General features: G+C 71.3%; 19 protein-coding genes and 1 pseudogene. 15 read left to right on the plus strand and 5 right to left on the minus strand.

Annotated features, from left to right (window positions below):
• The first annotated feature begins 115 nt into the window (after positions 1 to 115).
• Complete coding sequence (locus OG714_RS53420; protein ID WP_406117788.1) at positions 116 to 1,624, plus strand: pyridoxal phosphate-dependent decarboxylase family protein; 1,509 nt, start codon at positions 116 to 118, stop codon at positions 1,622 to 1,624.
• 261 nt (positions 1,625 to 1,885) lie between these two features.
• Positions 1,886 to 2,134 (plus strand): hypothetical protein, encoded by a 249-nt coding sequence (locus OG714_RS53425; RefSeq protein WP_406117787.1) that lies wholly within the window; start codon positions 1,886 to 1,888, stop codon positions 2,132 to 2,134.
• 1,144 nt (positions 2,135 to 3,278) lie between these two features.
• Here the strand turns inward: OG714_RS53425 and OG714_RS53430 are convergent.
• Complete coding sequence (locus tag OG714_RS53430) at positions 3,279 to 3,584, minus strand: hypothetical protein (RefSeq protein WP_406117785.1); 306 nt, start codon at positions 3,582 to 3,584, stop codon at positions 3,279 to 3,281.
• Between the two features lie 358 nt (positions 3,585 to 3,942).
• Between OG714_RS53430 and OG714_RS53435 the strand changes: the two genes are divergently transcribed.
• A complete protein-coding gene (locus OG714_RS53435) occupies positions 3,943 to 5,448 on the plus strand; it encodes an ATP-binding protein (protein ID WP_406117784.1) in 1,506 nt (501 codons plus the stop codon).
• 659 nt (positions 5,449 to 6,107) lie between these two features.
• On the opposite strand, the gene OG714_RS53440 is transcribed toward OG714_RS53435, so the two are convergent.
• The 4 genes from OG714_RS53440 to OG714_RS53455 form a co-directional block, all read right to left on the minus strand.
• The gene (locus OG714_RS53440) at positions 6,108 to 6,539 is read right to left on the minus strand and encodes a hypothetical protein (protein ID WP_406117782.1); all 432 of its coding nucleotides are present in this window, start codon (positions 6,537 to 6,539) and stop codon (positions 6,108 to 6,110) included.
• Positions 6,540 to 6,870: 331 nt separating this feature from the next.
• A complete protein-coding gene (locus tag OG714_RS53445) occupies positions 6,871 to 7,653 on the minus strand; it encodes a DUF6585 family protein (RefSeq protein ID WP_406117781.1) in 783 nt (260 codons plus the stop codon).
• 433 nt (positions 7,654 to 8,086) lie between these two features.
• Positions 8,087 to 8,314, minus strand: coding sequence for a hypothetical protein (locus OG714_RS53450; protein WP_406117780.1), 228 nt, complete (start codon positions 8,312 to 8,314; stop codon positions 8,087 to 8,089).
• Between the two features lie 419 nt (positions 8,315 to 8,733).
• Positions 8,734 to 10,041, minus strand: coding sequence for a multidrug effflux MFS transporter (locus OG714_RS53455; protein WP_406117778.1), 1,308 nt, complete (start codon positions 10,039 to 10,041; stop codon positions 8,734 to 8,736).
• 412 nt (positions 10,042 to 10,453) lie between these two features.
• Here OG714_RS53455 and OG714_RS53460 point away from each other — a divergent pair, with 412 nt between their 5' ends.
• The 12 genes and pseudogenes from OG714_RS53460 (at position 10,454) to OG714_RS53515 (ending at position 24,121) form a co-directional block, all read left to right on the plus strand.
• Positions 10,454 to 11,332, plus strand: a complete 879-nt coding sequence (locus tag OG714_RS53460; protein ID WP_406117777.1) for a helix-turn-helix transcriptional regulator — start codon at positions 10,454 to 10,456, stop codon at positions 11,330 to 11,332.
• 165 nt (positions 11,333 to 11,497) lie between these two features.
• Positions 11,498 to 12,565: a type III polyketide synthase gene (locus OG714_RS53465; protein ID WP_406117776.1), complete on the plus strand. Its 1,068-nt coding sequence runs from the start codon at positions 11,498 to 11,500 to the stop codon at positions 12,563 to 12,565.
• Positions 12,566 to 12,635: 70 nt separating this feature from the next.
• A pseudogene (locus OG714_RS53470) lies at positions 12,636 to 13,172 on the plus strand (cupin domain-containing protein); the annotation flags it as partial.
• 159 nt (positions 13,173 to 13,331) lie between these two features.
• Positions 13,332 to 14,480: a DegT/DnrJ/EryC1/StrS family aminotransferase gene (locus OG714_RS53475; RefSeq protein ID WP_406117775.1), complete on the plus strand. Its 1,149-nt coding sequence runs from the start codon at positions 13,332 to 13,334 to the stop codon at positions 14,478 to 14,480.
• 100 nt (positions 14,481 to 14,580) lie between these two features.
• A complete protein-coding gene (locus OG714_RS53480; protein ID WP_406117774.1) occupies positions 14,581 to 16,212 on the plus strand; it encodes a class I adenylate-forming enzyme family protein in 1,632 nt (543 codons plus the stop codon).
• Between the two features lie 4 nt (positions 16,213 to 16,216).
• Positions 16,217 to 17,287 (plus strand): methyltransferase, encoded by a 1,071-nt coding sequence (locus tag OG714_RS53485; RefSeq protein WP_406117773.1) that lies wholly within the window; start codon positions 16,217 to 16,219, stop codon positions 17,285 to 17,287.
• 49 nt (positions 17,288 to 17,336) lie between these two features.
• Positions 17,337 to 18,065, plus strand: coding sequence for an AAA family ATPase (locus OG714_RS53490; protein ID WP_406117771.1), 729 nt, complete (start codon positions 17,337 to 17,339; stop codon positions 18,063 to 18,065).
• A gap of 29 nt (positions 18,066 to 18,094) precedes the next feature.
• A complete protein-coding gene (locus tag OG714_RS53495; RefSeq protein WP_406117769.1) occupies positions 18,095 to 18,712 on the plus strand; it encodes a flavodoxin family protein in 618 nt (205 codons plus the stop codon).
• 556 nt (positions 18,713 to 19,268) lie between these two features.
• Positions 19,269 to 20,312, plus strand: a complete 1,044-nt coding sequence (locus tag OG714_RS53500) for an AvrD family protein (protein WP_406117768.1) — start codon at positions 19,269 to 19,271, stop codon at positions 20,310 to 20,312.
• A 94-nt stretch (positions 20,313 to 20,406) separates the two neighbouring features.
• Positions 20,407 to 21,060, plus strand: a complete 654-nt coding sequence (locus tag OG714_RS53505) for an undecaprenyl diphosphate synthase family protein (protein WP_406117766.1) — start codon at positions 20,407 to 20,409, stop codon at positions 21,058 to 21,060.
• A gap of 213 nt (positions 21,061 to 21,273) precedes the next feature.
• Positions 21,274 to 22,590: a cation:proton antiporter gene (locus OG714_RS53510; RefSeq protein WP_406117764.1), complete on the plus strand. Its 1,317-nt coding sequence runs from the start codon at positions 21,274 to 21,276 to the stop codon at positions 22,588 to 22,590.
• A gap of 613 nt (positions 22,591 to 23,203) precedes the next feature.
• On the plus strand, positions 23,204 to 24,121 hold the full coding sequence (locus tag OG714_RS53515) for an aromatic prenyltransferase (protein ID WP_406117761.1): 918 nt from the start codon (positions 23,204 to 23,206) through the stop codon (positions 24,119 to 24,121).
• The last annotated feature ends 89 nt before the right edge of the window (positions 24,122 to 24,210 follow it).

Below are 24,210 nucleotides of genomic sequence, written 5' to 3' on the forward strand. Positions count from 1 at the left end.
GTGCTGGTCCACGTGTCCACTGAGGCAAGTAGCTCGTTGCGATCATGGCCCTCGCTTCGCTGACCAGGGGGCCTTGTGACGACGAAAGGCCCCACACGCCACCATGGCTCAGCGTTTGCATGACCAAGCTCCGTCTCGGTTCGGCGAGTTCGGCCTGTCCCCGGAGCCGCCCGCGGTCCATACGAAGGTGCTGCGGGACGAACTCGTGGCGGCGGCCGAGTGGGCCGCCCGGTACCTGAGCGAACTGCCCCAGGGCCCGGTCAGCCGTCCGCTGCCCACGCAGCTGCGGTCCGAGCTGCGTGCCGGGCAACTGCGGCAGCAAGGCGGGGAGTTGGGCGCGGTGCTGGACTTCGTGCGCGACGAGATCGCGCCATACCCGACCGGGAACGGGCACCCCGCGTTCTTCGCGTGGGTCAACTCACCGCCCGCACCGGCCGGGATCGTCGCCGACCTGCTGGCCTGCGCCGTCAACGCGACCTGCGGCATGGGCGAGAACGCCCTGATGGACCTGGAACGCGGCACTGTCCGCATGCTCGCCGACCTGGCGGGTCTGCCCGACGGCGCGGGCGGGGTGCTGACCAGCGGCGGCTCCATGGCCAACCTGCTCGCCCTGGCCACCGCCCGCACCTGGTTCCTCACCCGGCGCGGCTCCGCCGACGGCCCCGCCTTCGACCGTGACCACGCCCGTCTCACCCTCTACTACAGCGCCCAGGCGCACATGTCCGTCGCCAAGGCAGCCGCCTGCGTCGGCCTGCCCGCCCATCGGCTGCGCCCCGTCGCCACCGACCCGCACGACCAGTTGGACCCCGCCGCGCTGCGCGCCGCGGTCACCGCCGACCTGGACGCGGGCCTGCTGCCCTTCTGCACCGTCACCACGCTGGGCACCACCGCCACCGGCGCCGTGGATCCGCTCGAACCGGTCACGGACCTGTGCCGGAGCGTGGGCATGTGGCACCACGCGGACGGCGCCTGGGGCGGACTCGGTGCAAGCGTGTCGGCCCTCGCACCGCAGTACGTGGGCGTCGGTGGCGTCGATTCGCTGACCGTGGACCCGCACAAGACCCTCAGCGTGCCGGTGGGGTGCGGGGCGCTGCTCGTCCCGGACCCCGAGCACCTGCACACGGCCTTCGCCCACCAGGCGTCGTACCTGACCGCCGGTGAATCGGACGCACTGCCCTGGCTGTCCCACGCGACGATCGAACTGACCCGCCCCGGCACCCGCGCCCTCGCCGTGTGGGCCACCCTGCACCACCTGGGCCGCGACGGCGTCACCGGCCTCATCGAGCATTACCTGGCCCTCGCCGGCGAGTTGCGCGAGCGGATCACCGCCGAACCCCGGCTCCACCTGCTGGCAGGCGGCCCGTGGCCGGTCGCCTGCTTCCGGATCACCGACCCCGACCAGGGCGACCCGGACGCCCTGCACACCCGCATCGCCCGCCGGGTCCAGGACAACGGACGCGCCTACCTCGCCACCGTCTCCATCCACGACCGCACCGTCCTGCGCGCCGCCCTGTGCAACTACCGCACCATCACCGACGACCTCGACCTGCTGATCCGCGAAGTCCTCCACGCCGCCGACACCGAGCAGTCCGCCGCCGAGACCGATCAGCCGCCGCATCGGTGACCGCCGGCCCCGCCTGCTCGAACCCGTCGACCACATGGCGCTGCCCAGGCCGGTGAACATCTGCTGTCCAGGCTTGGGCTCTGGGCCACTTTTGAAGTGGCCCAGAGCCCACACTCGTGAGCCCGTCACTCTCGCGTTGCCATCCAACCTAGTCGCCGCAGGTCAGCGCGCTGCACACGACTAACTTCACTGTCGAAGGACAACAGACGTGTCGTCGTTCCTGCGGACGCGACCGTATGCGGAACCCGGATCGTGGTCTGTGTGAGCAAGTTCGGCTCTTTGGCTCTGGTCTGCGCGGACAACCCGGGCGCCTTCTTCGGAACGGAGGACGCCCGGAGCCAGGGTGAACTGGACGGCGTCGACCTTGTCAGGGTGAAGCGCGTGTTGGTCGAGCTCGGTTACGCGGTGGTCGCCGAGGAAGTGTTGGAGCGTGACTACGACGGGCCGAGCCGCCTGCCCTCGCATGTTCAGCGGCCCAGCTGGTGGTATCGCTTCTTCGGCGTCTTCTGACGATCACGACCACAGGGTCGGGCGGTGCCCGCCAGGCAGCCGTCGGTCACCTCCGGCTGGTGCTGCACCATCTTGAGCCTGCGCTTCACAGCGCGGGTGACCTGGCCGGGGTCTGCGGGGCACCGGGGCGTACATCTGCCGGCCAAGGCCAGTCGTCCGGGCGATCGTGCCCTTCGTTATCCAGGTGCTCCGCGAAGGTGGCTGCTGTGACGAACGATGCGGGCAGTCGGACGGCGCGCAGGTGAGGTTGTTCCGCGCGGGCAGCCCGACGGCAGGCTGGTGGATCGCGTCCCGCCAGGTGGTGTAGCCGATCAAGTGCTCGGAATGCGCAGGTCATCGCGACACTGACGTGATTCAGGGCCGCCGATGGCGCTGACGGCAGGTCAGCCGCGCGCGACGCGGGCGTCGTTGCCCATCAGGTGGCCGACGCGCGGCTTACCGGAACGCGTCGAGCAAGGTCGCTTACACCACGAGGCGGGACACGACCGGCTGGTGCAGGGCGGGAGCACTGCGGGCGCCGTGCCGAATCCGTCCCAGACGGATGCCGTACGCCGTCAGGGTTCCGGCCGCTGCCTCTGCTATCCCCGAAGTTGCCGGGTACATCCTGGTGCATCCAGGAAAGACTGGCCGGATGCACCGTCAGCTGGTGGACGCCCTGAGCCCTACTACCAGGGCACCGGACGCACACGTTCAAGGGCACTCCTCGGGACAGAGCACGGAGGGCAGGGCCAAGGCATCGACGTCCACGCCGAAACGCCAGCCGTAGTCCTTGTTCGTGGCCCGGCTGCAGCCAGCCGTGCTGGTGAACCAGCGGGTACGCATTCAAGAGCTGAACCGGTGGCATTTCAGATACCCGGCAGAGACACGGGTACCGGCGGTTGCTCCGCCTCCCGGCGGTTTCTTCCCCGGTCCGTGCTGGTGCGGCTGGTGTCCCATGCCAGGACCCAGCACCCCAGCACTTCCTGACCAGGGAGCTGAGGCAGGGGCGGATGCCTGCGACAGTGCTGCGTGATTGCCGCCTGTGACGTCAGCGGCCAGTGTCTTCGGGCTGCTGTCCGGCTGCTTGCCCAGCCCTGTGCGCCGGCGCCGGGCACGGGAAGGTCCCCGGCACGGCGGATCGTGGAACGTGCGGTCTGCTGATGGATCAGGTTTCCTGGTGTCCCGGCGGACCTGGCCGGGCCGCCTCGGGCGTCAGCAGGTGGACGTGCTCGGGAAACGCGCTGAACCAGCTGCGCCTGACGGTGTGGGGCGACACACCGTAGACATCGGCCATGACTGCCACGACGCTCTCCCGGACGGTTGCTTCCAGCCAGGCCGATACGGGCCGGCCGGATTCGAGAACCTGCAGTTTCCATGCCGTGGCCCGGGCAGGTCCCTTGGGCAGTGAGGGGGCCAGCAGGCGGACTGCTTCCACGCGGCTGAGGCCGGCGAAGCGCCGCAGATCCGCCAACGACTCCTCACCCGATGGGATCCCGGCCAGAATCCGGGCACCTTCCCGCGTTCGTCCGCGACACCATCGCCCAGCGTCTGAACCTTGCCCCTGCTGTAAACGGGGGCAGTGCTCGCCGAGCATGTGCGCTCCGTGGCCTCCATGCTCACCCTTTGGAACTTCCGGACGCGCGCGATCAGTACGCCGTCGGCTGAGTGCCGGAGGGGAACCGAAGTTGTCGGTGATCCGGTCGGCGGCGGGCTTCGGGACACCGAAAAGTGGGGCGACCTGTCGCGGGGAGAGGGGAAATTCCAGTGCGCCACATTATGTCGAAGTAGACTTAGACGCATTGCGTCGCAGTCGATGTACAGGAGAGCGAGTGAAGAAGGACCTGCCGGTCAAGCCGGACGACGTGGTCGACCGGGACCGGGAATGGGGTCTGCTTGCGGAATTCCTCACCGATCCGGATCCGGCGATGCGGCTCGGCATCGTGTCGGGGAGGCGGCGGCATGGGAAGTCGTACCTTCTGCAGGCCCTGTCCGAGGAGGTCGGCGGCCTCTACGTCACCGCCGTCCGGGAGGAGGGGCGACTTCCCGCGATCCAGCGGTTCAGTGATGCGATTGCCGCCCACGCCGGCCTGCGGCCGGGGAGCCTGCGCCTGACCGACTGGCGTGACGTCCTGTCCAATGCCCTTGATGTGACCGCCCGTTCGTCGCGCCCGTTCCTGGTGATCGACGAGTTGCCGTATCTGCTCCAGCACTCACCCGAGATCCCGGGTCTGCTTCAGCAGCTCTACGACGAGCGTCAGAGGGGTGCCCGGCCCGGTGCCGGGCCGGGGCCGCGGCTGATCCTGTGCGGCTCCGCGATGAGCGTCATGCACGAACTGCTCTCGGGGACCAAGCCGTTGCGGGGACGGGCCGTGGTCGATCTGCGACTGGGCGCTTTCGACTACCGTGACAGCAGGACCTTTTGGCAGATTACCGACCCGCTGACCGCGCTGAAGGTGCATGCGGTCCTGGGCGGGGCCCCCGGTTATCGGCCGGTGGCTGCCCGGCCGCATCCGGACGACGGCTTCGACACGTGGCTGGCCCGGACACTGCTCGATCCGGGCAGGGCGGTGTACTCGCGTACCGAGACCGAGTACCTGCTGCGCGAGGACCCGAGGATCACGCAGCACACGCTGTACTACGACATCCTCACCGCGATCGCGCGGGGCGCCACCACACCCAGCAAGATCGGCGCCGCGCTGGAACGCCCGCGCAACGCCGTCGCCCACCCTCTCGGAGTGCTGGAATCCACTGGATACATCCGGCGGGAACAGGACATCCTCCGATCCAAGCACCCCGTTATCACCCTCGCGGACCCGGTCATCCGCTTCAACCAGCTCATCACCCTCCCGCAGGCCGCCGCTGTGGAGCAGGGTTTCGCCGAGCAGGTGTGGCAGCAGGCCGCCCCGACCTTCAACTCCAAGATCCTCGGGCCGCACTTCGAAGACCTGGCCCGCGACTTCACCCGGCGCTACGCCCACACCCTGCTGCCCGGCGGACTGCCCGGCCCGGTCGGCACCACCGAGGTCGCCGACCAGACCGCCCGGACGAAGCACGAGGTCGACGTCATCGCCCTGGCCGCCGGTGAGCGCCCGCAGGCTCCCCGCGCGAAGATCGCGCTGCTAGGCGAAGCCAAGGCGACCGCCGCCCGCCGTGGGACCGGTGACCTGGAACGCCTGGAACGCATTCGTGCCCTGCTCGCCGACCAGGGGTACGACACAGCTGCCACGACCTTGGCCCTGTATTCCCTGCATGGCTTTTACCCCGATCTGGTCGACCTGGCCGACCGCCGTGACGACCTTCTCCTGGTCGATCTGCCCACCCTCTACGGCGGCTGACATCAAGAGCGGCCGGTCTTCGGACCCATCGGGTGCGGGTGGTCGCACGCAGGCCGCAGCGCACCGACGACCAGCGGATCGTTCGAGGCCCGCCGAGGCTGTTGGCCAAACGACGCAACGCTGAACTGAGAGGCTGTGGCACATCTTCTTTCGGCAGGTCACGGTGTTGCGAACGCATCCGTGATCCGGTTTCCCGTTCGGTTGGGCGTCAACGGACGGACAGCCTCACAGCAGTGAGGGACCTTAGGCCGACTGCCGTGAGGGCGGCCGGGACCGCATTGAGGCGGTGGTCCACACGACCATCGCCCGGCGGGCGGTACCTGTGGCCCAGTCGTAGCTCCGGGCGGATCCGCCCGGAGCTACGAGCCCTCAACTGCATCAATAAAACCGACTTGTCATGCAAGGACCTGACACGGACACCGGCCCATGTGCAGCGGTTGTGGTGATGCCTGCAGCTCCGGGGGCCAGCAGCATGGTGCTCAGCACACTTGCGTTCACAGCTGCGCCTGCAAAGGGCTTGAGGCCCTGGCCCGTCCGACCGAGGAAGTCGGCTCCCTGGCTCCGCAGGCGATGACGCCCGTGCGTTCCAGGCTGTGTGGGATTGCTCGCTGCCGTGCACCGGCAGGGGCCGGACCTGGCCCCAGACTACCGGTTCGGGGTCACTCTCCGTGGTAGAGGCGAGGCAAGCCGATCAGCTGAATCGTAGGGTCGTTCTTTGCAAGATGACTGAGTTCGTCGGTGCAGCCGGTCGGTGGAGTGTGGGCTGCGGCGGTCCGGGCGGGTGCTGATCCAGCGTGACACCTCGCGCGGGGAGGGCGGGCGTTCGCGTGGTTCGTCCAAGGGCAGCCCCGCCGCAAGGGGGCGATGGCCATCTTCACGCGCTGGTAGTGGCCGAGATAGCTCTTCGTCAGGAGTTCCTCATGGAGGATCTTCGCGCTGTGCTGCCTCTCGTCCCACCGTTGTTGCAGGTAGCCGAGGTAAGGGTCCAGCGTGGAGGGTCGGTGGGGCGGGCGGCGCACGACCTCCTGCCAGGTGCGGGCCCTGGCGTACTTGCGCACCGTCTTGCGGTCCAGGCCCAGTTCTCGGGCCACGGAGCTGTAGGTGCGGCCGGAGTCGAGCCGCGGTGGGTGGCAGTCACGTCCTGGACGCGGCGGGGCAGTCCCTGTCAGAGGTGAGAGCGGTCGCTGACCTGCACGGCGTCGGGGGCTCCGTCGGTGATGCCCTGCCGGTAGGTGAGTGAGCCGTCGCGGCAGGCGATCTCGACACCGGGATGGGCGCGGAGCCAGCGGCACGGCCAATGCCGTTGTTTGAGAGGTGCAGGTAGTTCCTCTCCCAAGCACGGTGACCGCCGTGGTGCTGGTTCGTTGATCCAGATCTGCTGCCGGAGTGCTGGCCTTCGCCGGATCAGGCCGGATCGTCTGGTCAGGGCCGTTTCCCGGCCGCCTCCTGGCGCATCCTTGCGGCGAGGGCCAGGAAGACCGAAAGATTCTGGACCATCTCTACGGGGAGCCTGGCCCACGGCTTTCCGTCACCATGCCGATGGATCTCCAGCCGGCCTTGTTCCACCGTGACCCGGTCGACCTCGTGCCAGTCGAGCCGGTGGTCGAGGTATCCGACACCGGCGGGATCGAGGTGGGCCCCGAAGAAGTCGACCCGTTCGCCCGCCTTCAGCCGGTCTCTGTCCTGCGGCAGCCGAACGCGCGTGAAGGTCTTTTCCAGTTCGTCGATGAACCGTGCGACCCCGTTGTACGCGTCGGTCACCGTGATCTCGGCGCCCTCATGGGGACGCACCCAGAGTTCGTGCGTGGTGACGCTGGTGATCCCGTTCGTCACTTTGGTGCTGCTCCGCCGAACGCCGGCGATCTCGTCCCATGAGTACGCCTCCGGCACGTGTCCGGCGACCTCCCGGACGATGCCGTGCTCGTAGTGACCTACCCAGACCTGCGTCTGCCGTCTCGTGAGCGCGAGGAAGAGGAAATACCCGACTGAGGCGACCATGGCGGTCCCCAAGATGAGCAGCGGCAGCCCGTAGTACCAGGCGCCGTCGCTCCGCTGGCCCTCCACCGCGGCCGAAACCCCCAGCCAGAGCACCGGCAGTGCGACCAGTGTCGGCAGCAGCACCACGATCCACGGGAAGCGCTTGGGCTCGGTCCACACCAGCCCCTGGCGCGACCCGAGTTCGAAGTCCCGCGCGACCCTGCGCATGGCGGGCGGAACAGGAGTGGAACCACGATCCGACACAAGCCCCCCACGGCCAGACAACGGAGGGCCATTATCGGGGAGGGGAGCCCGTATAAGGAAGAACGCCCCGGCCCGGCGCATCGGTTATGCGGACGGTCCCGCGCCCTCGGGCCGGGACGGTCCCCCGCTCTCGTCGCCGCCTCCGGCCCCACGACGTCCCGCTGCGCTCGCTCGGCAAGACAGACGCCCGCGCCGGCCAGGCCCCGGGAGGCGGGGGTCGCCGGAATCGGTCGGGGTTGGTGGTGTAGGCGTCGGCCAGTACTGCGGCTCGCTGGGCCTGGATGGCTTTCGCTGTGCCGTCGTGGACGGATGCGGGGGTGTGCAGCCCGATGCGGGAGTGCCGGTGGACGGTGTTGCAGTGGGTGAAGAACCGCTCGCGGAAGGCGCGGGAACCGGCTTACCGTTCACCGGGCGGGACCGACTCGCAGGTCTCCGGTTGTGTGCGGCACAACGCGAAGCTCGCCCTTGTGGACATGACAATCGCAAGCACGAGCCCGGCAAGTAGGAATACATAGAGGATCCGCCATGGCTGGGCCATCCGGTTGGGGCCACGCATCAGCCTCATGCCAATGAGCAGCATGAGCAACAAGGCGAACAGAAGCAGCGTCACCAGGAGATCCAGCACAGTGTCACTCTATGATCGCTTCGGCCGTCTCCGGCAGCCCTCGTTCGCCAACCCTGGAGATCTTCAATGGCTGGGGTTACGGCGGTTGGAAGTCGAGTCCGGTCTTGGCGATGAGCCCTTCGATGAGGTGGGGCCGGGTACTGGGTCACGTCCGCTGAGGTGGTGTGTTGACGGCCACTCGGTGATCTCGTTTTGAGGCCGGCCTCAATCGTTCTTGACGGTCCGCCGACGGAGTCGGCGGACCGTTTCGCTTTCGGTGGCTGAGGGTGGGCAGGCCGACAGCCGTTGTGTCGGGTGGGCGCCGGGTTCCGCTTTCCCGGTGTGGTGGTGCGGATCGTTGGGGTGGTCGGCGTGGTTCAGCGGTCCGCAGGAGCTGCCGCGGCGTACCGGGGGAGGAGGGGGTCTCGGTGGCCCGCTGCTCAGTGCTGGGCCTCTTCCGCCGGCCGGTTCTGCCAGGGGCGGCACATGAGCAGGAGGGAGGTGACGGCGGCGAGCGCGCTGCCGGTCTGGACGGCGGCCATGGGGACGGCGGTGCCCTTGCCGGCGATGCCGACGAGGAGGGTGGCGATCGCGCCCATGGCGAAGCAGGAGGTGCCCACCAGGGCGGAGGCGGAGCCGGCGGCGTGCGGGGTGCGCATCAGGGCCAGCGCGTTGGTGTTGGGCAGGACCAGTCCCAGCGCGGAGATCATGACGAAGAGGCAGCAGGCGACCGGGATCGTGCCGGCGTCGCCGAAGACGCCCTGCGCGACCAGCAGCAGCACCGTCCCGGCCACGGCGATGACGGCGAGCCCGGCGCCCAGGGCCCGGTCCAGGCGGACCCGGCCGACCAGGAGCTTGCCGTTGACGCGGCCGACGATCATCATGCCGAGCGAGTTGAGGCCGTAGAGGAGGGAGAAGGTCTGCGGGGAGGCGCCGTAGATGCCCTGGATGACGAAGGGGGAGGCGGCGATGTAGGAGAACAGGGCGCCGTAGGCGAAGCCGTTGACCATCACGTAGCCGGCGAAGACGCGGTCGGCGAGCAGGCCGCGCATGATGAACAGGGCCCCCAGCACGCCGCCGCCGCGGCGCCGGGCGGGCGGCAGGGTCTCCGGCAGCCGGCGCCACACCAGCGCGGTGAGCGCGACGCCGATCACGGCCAGGACGAGGAAGACGCCCCGCCAGGCGGTGAAGCGCAGCACCTGTCCGCCCAGGACGGGCGCGGCGACCGGGGCGAGGCTGGAGACCAGCAGCAGGGTGGAGAAGAAACGGGCCATCTCCAGGCCGTCGTAGAGGTCGCGCACGACGGCGCGGGCGATGACGATGCCGGCCGCCCCGGCCAGGCCCTGCACCAGCCGGCAGCCGATCAGCAGCGCGGCGTCGGGCGCCAGCGCGCAGCTCACGGAGGCGAGGACGTAGACGAGCAGGCCGATCAGCAGCGGCCTGCGCCGGCCCCACCGGTCGCTCATCGGGCCGACGATCAGCTGGCCCAGCGCCATGCCGGTCAGGCACGCGGTCAGGGTCAGCTGGCCGCTGGTGGCGGAGGTGTGCAGGGAGCGGGTGACGTCCGGCAGCGCGGGCAGGTACATGTCCATCGACAGCGGCGGCACCGCGGACAGGGCGCCGAGCATGAAGGTGATCAGGGCCCCGGTCCGGCGCAGCCCCTCCAGCCGGCCGGCTGAGCCGCCGGCCCGCGCCGGTGGTGCGGTCGACCGTTTGGTCCTGACGGTGGCTTCCTCGGCGCGAGACATTCGCCCTCCGTGTCCGGTCGTGTGGGTCTGGGCCGATGGTGGCAGCAGGCCGCTACAGAACCGGTCGGGTGCGGGTGGCGTGATCCGTACGCCAACTCCGCCGCCCGCCCCCGCAGTTGACGTGACCTACGTCACTTTGGGGGAGTCTTGGCGGGCGGACACCGGCCGTGTCACTATTTCGGCACACGCCCCCTGCCCGAAAACAGTTCGTACGGCGGACAGTCCGTACAGCGGGGGAGCGGTGGGGAGTTGAGGGGCCGAGCGCCCCGACTCCCCTTTTTTCTGCCCCTGTTGTTCTCTCCTGTTTCTCTCCGCGCCTGTCGCGCGGCGGCGGCCGCGACCCTGTGACCTCGTCCGGGTCTGCCGCCCTTCACCCCCGTCACCGGCCGGACGGCTTTTGTCAGGAGCCCTCTTGGAGCAGCTCATGGAGCACCTCGTGCGGCATGCCGTCACCACGATCCGCGAACGCTTCTGGGAGCCGCTGAGCCTGGAGGAGCTGGCGCGTGGCGCGATGGTCAGCAAGTACCACTTCCTGCGGGTGTTCACCAAGGTCACGGGGGTCACCCCGGGGCGGTTCCTGTGTGCGGTGCGGCTGCAGGAGGCCAAGGTCCTGCTGCTGAGCACGCAGTTGACCGTCGCGGACATCGGGGCGCGGGTCGGCTACAGCAGCACCGGCAGTTTCACCCGCCGCTTCACCGAGCTGGTGGGACTGTCGCCCACCCGCTACCGCGCCCTCTCCCTGACCTCGACCCTGACCCCGGCCCCGGTCTCGCCCCTGACCCCGGCCTCCACCCCGGCGGTGCCCGAACCGGCCGCGCCCGCACCTCAGTTGGCGCCGCGCGCACCCGCAGCCGCACCCGTGCCGGTCCGGTGTGCCGGCACGGTGACGGGACTCCTGCACACCACCACCATCACCGGCGGCGGCGGCGCTGGGCGGGCGGTGCGGGTCGGCGTCTTCGCCGGCCCCCTGCTGCAGGGCGCCCCCGTCCGTCTCACCCACGCGTCCGCGCCGGGGCCCTTCACGCTGGAGCGCATCCCCGCGGGCGTCTGGTACGTCCACGCGGTGACCCGCCCCGGACCCCCCGCCCCCGCCTCGGATGACGGCAGCGGCGGCAGCGACGACAGGGCTGACGCACCGTCACCGGCACGGCTGACGGCGGCCGTTGGCCCGGTGCGGGTCAAGGACGGCACCGCGCGCCGCCTGGAACTCACCCTGAGCGCGCCGGACTGGAGCAGGCCGCCGGTCCTCTCCGCCCTGATGGACCTCGCCCCGCACCCCGCGGCGGCGTGACGCGGAACCGTACACGCCCCACGCGGCGGACACGGCACCCGCACCCCACACCCGGCCCCACCCCCACACCTACACGCAGCCCCACACCCACACCCACACGCACTCCCACATGTACGTGCACGCGCACTTTTCCCCAGGCAGACCCTAGAGAAGGCGGACCCAGACATGGCCAGGCTGTGCAAGCCCGCGGTGCAGGCGCCCGAACACGTCATCACGATGGAGGAGACGCTGGAGTTCGCCCGGCGGGTGCACGAGGGGAAGGAGCAACTGCCGCTCGCGCTGCGCCTGATACGCAACACGGGCGTGCAGAAGCGCCACCTCGTCCAGCCCATCGAGCAGACCCTGCGCCACCCGGGCCTGACCGAACGCAACCGCATCTACGAGGTCGAGTCGAAGAAGCGCACCCCCCAGGTCGTCGAGGAGGCGCTGAAGAACGCCGACGTGGCGGCCCGTGACATCGACGCGATCATCTACGTGTCGTGCACCGGCTTCCTGATGCCGTCGCTGACGGCGTGGCTCATCAACACGATGGGGCTGCGCCCCGACACCCGGCAGATCCCCATCGCCCAGCTGGGCTGCGCGGCCGGCGGCGCGGCCGTCAACCGCGCGCACGACTTCTGCGTGGCCCACCCGGGAAGCAACGTCCTGATCGTGTCGGCGGAGTTCTGCTCGCTGTGCTACCAGCCCGACATGGACGACATCGGCTCGCTGCTCTCCGACGGCCTGTTCGGGGACGCGGTCGCGGCGGCCGTGGTGCGCGGCACCGGCGGCACCGGCATCGAGCTGGAGCGCAACGCCTCCTACCTCATCCCGCACACCGAGGACTGGATCTCCTACGCGGTGCGCGAGACGGGCTTCCACTTCCAGCTGGACCGGCGGGTGCCGGGCACGATGGAGCCGCTGGCGCCGGTGCTGCGGGAGTTCGCCAAGGACCACAGCTGGGACGCGGGCAGCCTCGACTTCTACATCGTGCACGCGGGCGGCCCGCGGATCCTGGACGACCTCGCGAAGTTCCTGGAGGTCGACCGCAGCGTGTTCCGCCACAGCTGGGCCACGCTCAGCGAGTACGGCAACATCGCCAGCGCGGTGGTCCTGGAGGCGGCCCGCCGCCTGTTCGAGGAGGACCCGCCGGCCCCCGACGCCACCGGCCTGATCGCGGGCTTCGGCCCCGGCATCACCGCCGAGATGGCCCTGGGCCGCTGGAACGACGGCGCCCGCGCCGACGTGGCCTGACCGGCCTCCCTCCGCCCCCGCTGCTGCTGCCGGCGCCTCTGCTGCTGTCTCTGCCGAAGGAACCGAATAGATGACTGGCCTCATCGTCCCGCCCGGCCAGGGCCGGAAACTGATCACCAAGGCGCAGGAAGTCACCTTCAAGGCCACGAAGGACCAGGGTTCCTCCCTGTCGGTCTTCGAGGTGGTCGTCCCGCCCGGCTTCGACGTCGGGGCGCACGTCCACCACGACGCGCAGGAGTTCTTCTACGTCCTGGAGGGCGAGCTGGAGCTCCTGGCGTTCGAACCGGAGCGGCGCACCGAGGACTCCTGGCACCGGTGGACCTCCCCGGACGGGGACCGGATCGCCGCCGCGACCGAGGGCGCCTTCATGTTCGTCCCCCCGGGCACCCCGCACGCCTTCCGCAACGCCTCCGACAAGCCGGCCCGCATGCTCTTCCAGTGCTATCCCTCGCCGTACCACGAGTTCTACTTCGAGGAGATCGCCGAGATCTGGCAGGCGGGCGGCACGGTCGACCAGGAGGCCGTGGAACGCATGCGCCGGCGCTACGACGTCCACCAGCTGACCCCGCTGCGCTACGAACCCCCCACCCCCGCACCGAAATCCGCCCCGGAACCCGCCCCCGGGCCCGCACCGGACCCCGGGCCCGCGCCGGAGCCGGCAGCCGCCCCTGCCCCTGCCCCTGCCCCTGCACCTTCTCTTGCCCCTGCCCCTGTTGTTTCTTCCCCCCGGGCCGCCGGGCGCGGAGCGTGAACGGAGTTGACCACGATGGACGCGATTCCCCTGGTGCACGCGAGCCTGGGTGAGCGGGAACTGGCCGCCGTCGCCGAGGTGTTCGCCTCCGGCTGGCCGGCCGGCCAGGGACCGCAGGGCAAGGCGCTGGAGGCGCGCCTGGCGGCGGAGTACGCGGTCGGTGACGCGGTCGCGGTGAGCAACTGCGGCGCCGCCCTGCACCTGGCCATGCTCGCCCTGGGCGTGGGCCCCGGCGACGAGGTCATCGTCGCCGACTACGGGTTCCCGGCGCCCGCCCAGGCCGCCCGCTACGTCGGCGCGACCCCGGTCTTCGCCGACGTACGCCCCGACACCTACACCGTCGACCCGCGTGCGGTGGCCGATCTGGTCACCGCCCGCACCGTGGGGATCGTCGCGGTCGACACGGTCGGCCTGCCCGCCGACTACACCGAGCTGCAGGAGATCGCCGACCGCCACGGCCTGTTCCTCGTCGAGGACGCCGCCTGCGCGGTCGGCGCCACCTACCAGGGCCGCAGGGCGGGCGCACTCGCCGAGGTGGGCTGCCTGTCCTTCCACGGCCGCAAGGGCGCCAGCAGCGGCGAGGGCGGCGCGCTGCTGGCCGCCGACCCGCAGATCGGGGCGGACGCGCGGCTGCGCTCGTCCTTCGGCATCGGCAGCATCTTCGACATGGGCAACGTCGTCGGCCTGCCCATCCCGACGTTCACCGAGATCGGCTACAACTTCAAACTGTCCGACATCGCCGCCGCGATCCTCCAGGTACAGCTGGGCCGTATCGGCGAACTCCTCGCCCGCCGCACCGCGGTTGCCGCGCAGTACGGCGAACTCCTGGGCGGCGAGGACCTGTTGACGCTGCCGCACGTGCCCGCCGACCGCACCCACGCCTGGCAGACCTACATGGTCACCCTGGACGGGAGCGTGGACCGCGGCGCGGTGGCCACCGCGCTGCGCGGCCAGGGCATCGGCTGCGGGCACGGCACGTTCGCCGGCCACATCCAGCCCGTGTTCGACGCGAAGCAGCACTGCCCCGTCTCGCTCGGCCTGGCCACCCGCCAGCTCGCGATCCCCATGCACGCCGAGCTGACCGAGGACCAGGTCACCCGCGTCGCCCACGCCCTGCGCACCGCCGTCCGCACCCACACCGGCACCGCCCGCCGTGCCGCGTAGGACCGACCTGTCCGTGCGGAGCCCGCCGCCCACGCGGCCCCCGTCCCGCACGCCACCCCACGCCCGTCCCGCAGCGTGCCCCCGAAGGAGACACATTCCTATGAAGGGCTCCACCGCCTACCGATCGATCCAACGACGCGGCCTGCACATCGGCCTCCTGCCCGAGATCGCCGCGGCGATCGACCCGTCGACGCCGATCACCCTGGACCACGACCTGGACGTCCTGCCCGAGGCGGGACGCCGGCTGACGGTGGGCCGGTACGCCGGACACGTCGACGACCTGGCCGCCCGGCTGTGGGCGGCCGGCGTCCGGCCCGGCGAACACGTCGTGATCTACAAGACGGCCAACGCCGACCACTGGATGCTGGCCTGCGCGGTCTCGCGTATCGGCGCGGTTGTGGTCAACCTGTCGCCGGCCCTGGACGCGGCGACCGTGGGCGTCCTCCTCGGCCGGGTGGGCTGCCCGACGCTGCTCACCGACGGCCCCACCCTGGACCGCCTGGCCGAGGTGCCGCTGGCGGACCTCACCCGCCGGGTGGTCACCTCGGCCGCCGACCGCCCCGGCACCGTCTCCCTGGCCGGCCTGGCGGGCGCGCCGCGGGTGCGGCCGGTGCTGCGGCCGCTGGACGAGGCCGCCGTCATCACCCACACCTCCGGCACCACCGGCATCCCCAAACTCGTCGTCCACACCCCCCGCACCCAGGCCGTCCGCCTGGTCCCGCAGTGGCGGCTGCTGGCCCTGATGCGCCGCAGGGAGACCGTCGCCATCCATGTGCCGTTCGTGCACTCCCGGATGGTCGCGGCGATGTCCCTGGCGCTGCTGAGGCGCTACCCGGTGCTGCTGATGCGCGAGAACGACCCCGCCGCCGTCGCCGAACACCTCCTCGCCCACCGCCCGGCCTTCATCGAGGCGCTGCCCAACTCGCTGATGGAGTGGGAGCAGCTCACCGCCGACCCGAGGATGCCGTTCGCGTCGGTGAAGGTCTTCTCCAGCACCTTCGACGCCATCCACCCGGGCACGATGAGCCGCCTGCTGAAGTCCTCCACCCGGCGCGGTGCGCTGTTCTTCCAGATCTACGGCCAGAGCGAGGTCGGCCCGGCCGTCGGCCGCGCCTACTTCCGTCCCTTCGCCCACAAGGCCAACGGCCGCTGCGTGGGCTGGCCCATGCCGAAGGGCGCCGCGCGGATCCGCGTCGTGAGCCGCGACGGCAGACGCCCCACCGAACACCACCCCGGCCGCATCGAGGTCGCCTGGCCGGGCCTCGCGAAGACCTACCACGGCGAGCAGGAGCGCTACGACGGCAACCGCAAGGGCGCCTGGTGGGGGACCGGCGACGTCGGCTACGTCACCCGCCTGGGCTGCCTGCACCTCCTGGACCGGGAGGTCGACATGATCCCCGGGGTGCGCAGCTCCCTGGAGATCGAGGACGTCGTCCTGGGCGCGCTCGGGGAACTGAGCGAACTGGTCGTGGTGCAGGGCCCCGACGCCCGCCCGGTCCCGGTCATCTGCACCCACGACGACACCCCCCTGGACCCGGCCCGCTGGCGCGCCGCCACCACCGCCTTCCCCCAGCTCGCCGACCCCGTCCAGATCCCGCAGGCCGAACTGCCCAGGACGGCCACGCTGAAGGTGCAGCGCCTCGCGCTGGCCCGCCGCTTCGAACAGCAGCCGAACCGCCCGGACACAACCCCGCCCGGCCCGGCCGCGCACGTCACCGACCCGAAAGGCTGACGCCGTGACACCTGACGCCACGCTCGCCCGGCTGCGCGAGTACATGGTCGGACCCACGCGGTTCATGAGCCTGCTCTCCGCCTTCGAACTCGGCCTGATCGACACCCTGCGCGAGCACCCCGGTGCGAGCGCCGCCCATCTCGGCGAGGCGGCCGGCACCACCCCGGACGCCGTGGAACAACTCCTGTTCCTCCTCGTCAAGGAGGGCTTCGTCGCCCACGACGAGGCCGCCGGCACCTACACCCTCGACGCGCTGGCCGCCGTCCCCGTCGCCGACCTCGACCGGGCCCTGGCCTATATGAACCTGATCAAGGTCACCGCGCTGCGCCAGCTGTTCCACCTCACCGAGTCCGCCCGCACCGGCACTGTCGTCGGCCTCAAGGAGCTCTACGGCGCCTCGGGCACCCTCTACGACGCGGTCGGTGACCACCCGGACCTCAACGAGTCCTGGCTGACGCTGATGAACAGCGTCACCGCCCACATCGACCCCTGGTTCTTCGACACCATCGACATCCCGGCCGGCTCCCGCGTCCTGGACGTCGCCGGCAACACCGGCCTGGGCGCGATCCACGCCTACCGCCACCAGGCATCCCCGGGCCTGAAGGTGACCACCTTCGACCTGCCCGGCAAGGAGAGCGAGGCGCTGGCCAACTTCCGTGCCGCGGGCCTGCAGGAGCATCTGTCGTTCATCGGCGGCGACGTCTTCGAGGAGATCCCGCAGGGCTACGACGTCGTCCTGGTCAAGCACTTCCTGGACATGTTCGACAAGGCCGACGTGGTCAGGATCCTGCAGGGCGTCCACAAAGCGCTCAGGGTCGGCGGCACGGTCAACGTCCTGGTGCCGGTCTACCCGGAGGACATCAAGGACACCGGCAACTACAACGTCGACTTCTTCCCGGCGTTCTTCATCGGCGCCGCCATGGGCCAGGGTGGCCCGCAGAAACTCTCGGTCTACGAGCGCTGGCTGCGGGAGTGCGGCTTCGAGGTGACCAGGGCGGTCACCAGGGACACCGCCCAGATCCCGCCGGACGTCATCCCCGTCCAGGCCGTCCTGACCGCGACGAAGACCGCGTGAGCGGCCGGCCCTCCACCCTGCCCCCGCATCTTTGGGAGCGGGGGGAGTCATGAGGGTGGCCGTGTCCGGGACCTACTCCTCGGGCAAGACCTCGACGGTGATGGCGCTGTCGCACTACACCGGCATCCCGCGCTCGCGCGCCCGCACCGTCCGGGAGATCATGCCGCAGGCCCTGCCCGGGGTGAGACTCACGGACGTGACGCCGGCCCAGTTCCTCCAGCTCACCCTGCGCCGCCACACCGGCCGCGCCGTGCAGGAGGCCCTGCTGGGCGACGACTTCGTCTCCGACGGGTCCTCCCTGCAGGAATGGCTCTACGGCGAGGTCCGCCGCCGCTACGGCATGAACCCCAACACCGCCGCAGCCGGGGGAGGGGGCGGGGGCGGGGGCGGGGTGCCGGCCACGACGGCGTCGCCGGAGATGGTGTTCTTCGGCGAGGTCGTCGAGCAGTACGGGCACGCCTTCAAACAGCACGTCAAGGCCACCTACGACGCCTACGTCCACCTGCGGCACGAACTGCCGCTCGCCGCGGACGGCCACCGGCCGATGAACGACGCCTTCCGCGCGGACGTCGACCGGATGCTGCTGGCCACCCTGGAGGAACTGCGCATCCCCCACCACGTGGTCGGCGGCCCCCTGGCCCGGCGGCTGGAGACCATCACCGACATCTTCGGCTGGACCCCGGTGATGAGCACGGCCGAGGCCATCGAACTGGCCCGGCAGGAGTACGGCCGCCAGGACTTCCGTATGGAGCACGAACGGGTCCCGGCACACCCCTGAGCCGCCCCGCGTCCGCAGGAGGACAACCGATGCAGACACCGCCCGTCATCGCCGTCGCCTACCACTCCGGCCGCGGCCACACCGACGTGCTGGCGCGGTCCGTCCGGGCCGGCGCCCGCTCGGCGGGCGCCGAGGTGACCATGGTCGGTGTCGCCGCCATGGACGACGCCGCGTGGGACAGCCTCGACCGTGCCGACGCGATCGTCTTCGGGGCGCCCACCCACATGGGGTCGGCGTCGGGAGCGTTCCACGTCTTCGCCGAGTCGACCAGCCGGCGCTGGGCGCGGCAGGCGTGGAAGGACAAGCTCGGATCGGGGTTCACGATCGGCGCCTGCAAGGCGGGCGACAAGGACTCCACCCTCGGCTACTTCGCGACCCTGGGCGCCCAGCACGGCATGATCTGGGTCAGCCTCGGCCTGCTCCCGGGCTGGCATCTGAGCCACGAGAGCGAGAACGACCTGAACCGGCTCGGCTACTTCAACGGCGCCGCCGCCACCGCGCCGGGCGACCTCCCCGCCGACACCGTCCACAAGGCGGACATCGCCACCGCCGAACACCTCGGCGAACGCGTCGCCCGCCTGACAGCGATCCACCTCGCCGGCCGCACCGCCCTGACCACCGGACAACGGCCCGCCACGGAGAACTGACCCGAGGCCCGAGGCCCGAGGCCCGAGATCCGAGGGCGGTCCGGGCGGAGCACCGGGGCGATCCCGGACACGCCCTCTGCGGACTGCCCGCCCCCCCCGGCGCTGCGCCCGGACCGGGTGGGCCAGGGGCGGGCCGTTCCGGCAGCGGACACAGACCCGCCAAGACCGTCCTCCTGCCCATGACGGCACCCAACTGCCCGATGGTGCCCGCCCGGTGGTCTCCGAGGAGTCCTCCGCCGGCCTGCCCGGAGCGGGACGGCCTCCGCCCGTTCTTGCCCGTCCTCCGGCGACGCAGGACACGGGCACCGGCCCCACCCGGGGGAGAGGCCCGCGCGCTACGGCACCCCACCCCCACGGTCAGGCCCCGCGGACCCACGCGCCGTACCCGTCCGCGCGTCACCCCCGGCTGCCGCCGGCGCGCGGGCCGCGTGTCTCCACCCGTACCAGGACAGCCACGCCCATCGCCGAGGGCGTCACCGCGGACGCGGCGGACGTACGGCCGCTCCCGCCGCCCGAACCCGGAGGGGACGGTCTCCCGGCGGGAACAGGAGCACCTGTGTCATCCCTGCACCTCGCGTCCATCGACGATTTCCTCGGCCCGCGCGAGGGCCGGTTCCTCGGCGAGGGATTCAAGCGGGTCGCACACTCGCTGACCGACCTCACGATCACACCGGCCACCACCACCCCCGGCACAACTGTCACCCCCGGTACGGCCGGCGGCGGTGCGGGCATCCGGGCCACGGCCCACCTCGCGCTGCCCGCCGCCTGGTCCCGCAAGGGTGACCGGTATCCGACCCCGCATCTCAGCTCCCTCGACGTGATGCTCTTCGCCGCCCGGCTCACCGGCCTGTACGCGGCCCACGCCTGCTCGCCTGCGCCCGGCGACCTTTTCGAGGTGTGCCGCGTCGACATCAGGGCCGGCTCGCGCCCGGACGAGGAGGGACTGGAGAGCTTCCCGGTCACCGGCCGGCTCGTCGCCGCCGAGACGGCCGGGCCGGTCTGGTCCACCACCCTGGACTGCCGCATCGGCTCCCTGTCGGCCCGCGTCCAGGCACGGCACGGCCCGGGCCGCCGCCCGCCCGGCCCGCCCCGGTCGTACTACCTGGCGGAGGAGCTGCCCGGACCCTGGAACGACGCGCCCTACGGCGTCCCGCACGGCGGGCGCCGCCAGCTGCTCACCGGCGTGCGCGTCGAGGACGGGGCCGGGGAGGACCCGCGGGCGTCGGCCCGGGTCGCGCTGGTCGGGGACGGGACACAGCCCGCCCTCGACGACGCACCGGCCACCATGATCGACGCGTTCGTCGCCGCCATGCAGCTGGGCCAGGTCCTGCTCTACACGCTGGACGGCGTCGAGCGCGCCGACAGCAACAACCTGTGGATGCGGCGCACCCGCATCACCGCCGGCACCGGCGCGGCGGAGGGGACGGGCGGTGAGGTGACGGCCCGTCTGGAGCGGGCCCGGCTGCTGCGCTCCCCGTCCGGCACCTGGCGTACGGCCGAGGTGGACGGCGCCCTGCACGGCGTGCGGGCGTGGGCCTCGGTGGCGCACCTGCTCACCTCCCCCTCACCGAGCACAAGCCGGGCGGAACACGGCCGTTGAACACGCCCGCACCCGCGCCGGACATCCCCGCCCCGCCCTGCTCCTGCCTCATCTGTCCCCGCCTGTTCCCACCCGCAACGACAAGGAGTTCCCGGTGACCACCCTGATGCTTTTGCCGGACGGAATGCGCCGCTGGTCCGAGGCGCACGGCGTCTCTCTCGACGACGGTTACGCGGCGATGGGGGACAAGATCGTCGAGTTCATGGACTGGGCCCGCCAGGAGGGGGTCACGACCCTCTACATCACGGCCTCCTCCGCCGCCAACCACAGCCGTCCCCAGGCCGCGGTGACCACGTTCATGAACGCGTTCACCGATGTGGTGCGCCGCGTCCACGACACCTGTGCCTTCGACTTCTCCGGCTCCCTCGACCTGGTGTCGGCCCCGCACCTGGCCGAACTGGAGGAACTGCGCGACAAGTCGGCCAGGGACGCGCCGTTCACGCTCCACTACATCCTGGGGATGTCCCTCACCCATGAGGTCGTGGGCATCTTCAACCGGCTCAACGGGAAGATCCCGGAGCTGACCGAGGAGATCCTGGCCCGCCACGCCTACGTCCCCACGCAGGTCGACCACCTCATCCGCACCGGCGGCGCGACCCGCATGTCGTCCTTCTTCCCGCTGATGTCCCCCTACGCCGAACTGCACTTCTCGCCGTGCCTGTTCCCCGACATGACGCGCGCGGACTTCGACGCCGCGCTGGCGGACCTGCGGGACCGGGAGCGGCGTTTCGGCGGCTACCCGCACTGAGCCGCCCCACCCCGCACTGAGCCGCCCCACCCCGCACTGAGCCGCGCCATGCCGCCCGCACCGTTCCCGCGGGGAGCCCGGTGACCGCACACAGTGGCCGCCGGGTTCCGCGGCTGTCCCGCGGTGGTGCGGCCGGCGTCCCGCCGCCGGTGTGCCGCGGCACGACCCTTGCTCTGCTCCCGGGCCGGATTCCACCTACGGAGATCTTTCGCCATGACCACTCATCAGACCTCGTCCCTGCTTCTCGGTCTCGCCGCCGTCGTGTTCCTGGCCCGTGTGCTCGGCATGCTGGCCCGGCGGCTGAACCAGCCGGCGGTGATCGGCGAGGTCCTCGCCGGCATCGCGCTGGGGCCGACCCTCTTCCACGGGGCGCTGTCCGACGCCCTCTTCCCGGCCGGCATCCGGCCGCTGCTGGGCGCGCTGGCCGCGGTCGGCGTGGCGGCGTTCATGTTCCTGGTCGGCCTGGAGTGGGACGCCTCGATGATCCGCGGCAGCGGAAGCCTGGCCGCGACCGTGTCCTTCAGCTCCGTCCTGCTGCCGTTCGGCCTGGGCATGCTGCTGGCCCTGTATCTGATGGACGACTACGGCACCGGTGACCGGACGGCGTTCATGCTGTTCATGGGCATCGCCATGTCGATCACGGCGTTCCCGGTGCTGGCCCGCATCCTCACCGACCGGGGCATGTCCCGTTCCCCGCTCGGTGTGGTGGCGCTGGCCTGCGCGTCCATCGACGACGTCCTGGCCTGGTCGCTGCTGGCCGCGGTGATCGCCGTCAGCGGCGCGGCCGGCCCCGACCAGTGGCGCATCCTGCTGGCCGTCCCCTACCTGCTGGGCATGCTCTTCGTCGTACGGCCCCTGCTGCGCCGCCTGGTGGCCCGCCGCCCGGCCCGCACGCTGACCCCGACGGTGTTCGCGGCCGCCCTGGTGGGCCTGCTGCTGTCGGCGGCGGCCACCGAGTGGGTGGGCCTGCACTACATCTTCGGCGCGTTCCTCTTCGGCGTGATCCTGCCGCGCGGCGGCAGCGAGCGGCTGCGCGCCGACGTGCACGAGCGGCTGGGCCACCTGAGCGGCACGCTGCTGCTGCCGGTGTTCTTCCTGGTCGCCGGTCTCCAGGTCGACCTGTCCCAGCTGGACGCGGGCGCGCTGGGCACGCTGGGGCTGATCCTGCTGGTGGCGGTCGGCGGCAAGTTCACCGGCGCGTTCGCCGCCGCCCGCCTCAACCGGATGCCGCTGCGGCAGTCCGCCGCGCTCGCGACGCTGATGAACACCCGCGGCCTGACCGAGCTCATCGTGCTGAACGTGGGCCTGCAACTGGGCTTCCTGGAGCGGGACCTGTACTCGCTGATGGTCGTCATGGCCGTGGTCACCACCGCGATGGCGGGCCCGCTGCTGAGCTGGATCACCGCCCGCCCCACGGACGTCGACCTGCCCCGCCCGCCCGCCCCCGCGACGAGCACCGACCCCGCGACCGGAACCGGAACCGGAACCGGTACCGGGCACCCGGCGGGAACCGTGGGCACGGCCGCCTAGCCCTGCCCGGCGCATCGAGCCGCAGGAGAGCGGCGGCCCCTCACCGGCGCCGACCGGTGGGCGGGCCGTGGCGCGCGCGGCCGCGAGACAGATAGAGAGAACCAGCGCGACGGGGGGCCCGCCCCTCGGGCGAAGCCGGGAAACGGCGGAGCCGCCGACCGCCGACCGGCGCCGCAGACGGGCGTGCCCCCCGGGGCGCGTCCGCGGCAGGATCCGCCGGCCGGGTCTCACCCTGTGCCTGCCTGCCGGCCGGCCGTACGCGCGCTGCGGGTCTCCTGGACCGCCGGCGGACGGGCGGGCCCGGGGGAGGGGACGAGGCGCGGGCCGGCCCGGCCCCGTCCTTCGGGGTCCTCGCCGCGGCAGGCGCGGACGCCGTAGCCGGCCTGCTGCTTCTCCCGCCGGGGTGCCCCTGCGACTGCCGTCGAGGTCCTCCGGGTCGCGGGACGGGCCGATCACCACCCGTTCACGCTGTTCACGCGCTCACGACTTCACCGACCCCGGCGTCAGTGAATTCTCCAGCGGTTCCCGAGCGGCCCCGCGTTATGTTCCCGAAGGCGGCGGAGCACGGGATTCCTGCGGAATCAACGACCGGCGCAGACTACTTGGAGTGTTGATGTCCCAAGGCACTGAGGCGGAAAAGCTGTACTCGGCCATCGAGGAGGCGGCCGGGCTGGTGGGGGCGGCCTTCTCGCGTGACACGGTCTGGCCGGTCCTGGAGGCGTTCCGTGACGCGCTCACCGACGGCGCGATCATTTTCAGCGCGCAGGTCAACGCGGGCCGGGTGGGAGAACTCGAATACACCGTCCAGGTGTCCCCGGGCACCGAGGGCCCCTATGCCCGGGCGCTGGCCGGCGGCCTGCTTCCCCCCACCGGCCATCCCGTCGCGACGCTGCTTTCGGACATCGAGGAGCGGATCGTCGTCGACGACTACTTCATCGACTGCGGGGTCGCCGACGGCTTCAAGAAGATCTACGCGCAGTTCCCCCGCAACCTGCAGAAGGTGTCGGAGTTCGCCCGGATCCCGTCGGTGCCGCGCTCGGTGGCCGACAACGCCGGTCTCTTCGCCCGTCACGGCCTGGAGGAGGTGGCGCTGGTCGGGATCAACTACCGCAGCAGGACGCTGAACCTGTACTTCCAGCTGCCCGCCGAGGTGGCGGGGAACCTGGACCCGCGGACGGTCCTGTCGCTGCTGCGGGCGATGGGGCTGCCCGAGCCCGACGAGCGGATGCTGGCGTACGCCTGCACGGCGTACCGGGTCTACGCGACCCTCGGCTGGGACTCCCCGGACATCCGGCGGATCTCCTTCGCCCCCGTGCCGTCCCCGGGTCTGGACCCCTCGGCGCTCCCGGCCCGGCTGGATCCGCGGCTGGAGCACTTCGTCAGGTCCTCCCCGTACACGTACGCCGGTGAGCCGGTCAACGCGTCGGCGGTCAAGTGGTCGCCCGGCGGGGACCATCTCGACCTCGCGGTGTACCACCAGATCTCGCCGCTGCTGCTGAAGGTGTTCACGTCGCACGCCCGCCCCGCCTGACCCGCCCCCCCGCTTTTGCCCTCCGGGGTGCCGTCCTGCTCGCGCCGGCTCCCGGCCGCAGCCGCACCCGCTCCGCGGTCATGTCACAG

Origin of the sequence: Streptomyces sp. NBC_00989 (genome assembly GCF_045162655.1) — a bacterium.
In the GTDB taxonomy this organism is placed as follows: Bacteria; Actinomycetota; Actinomycetes; order Streptomycetales; family Streptomycetaceae; genus Streptomyces.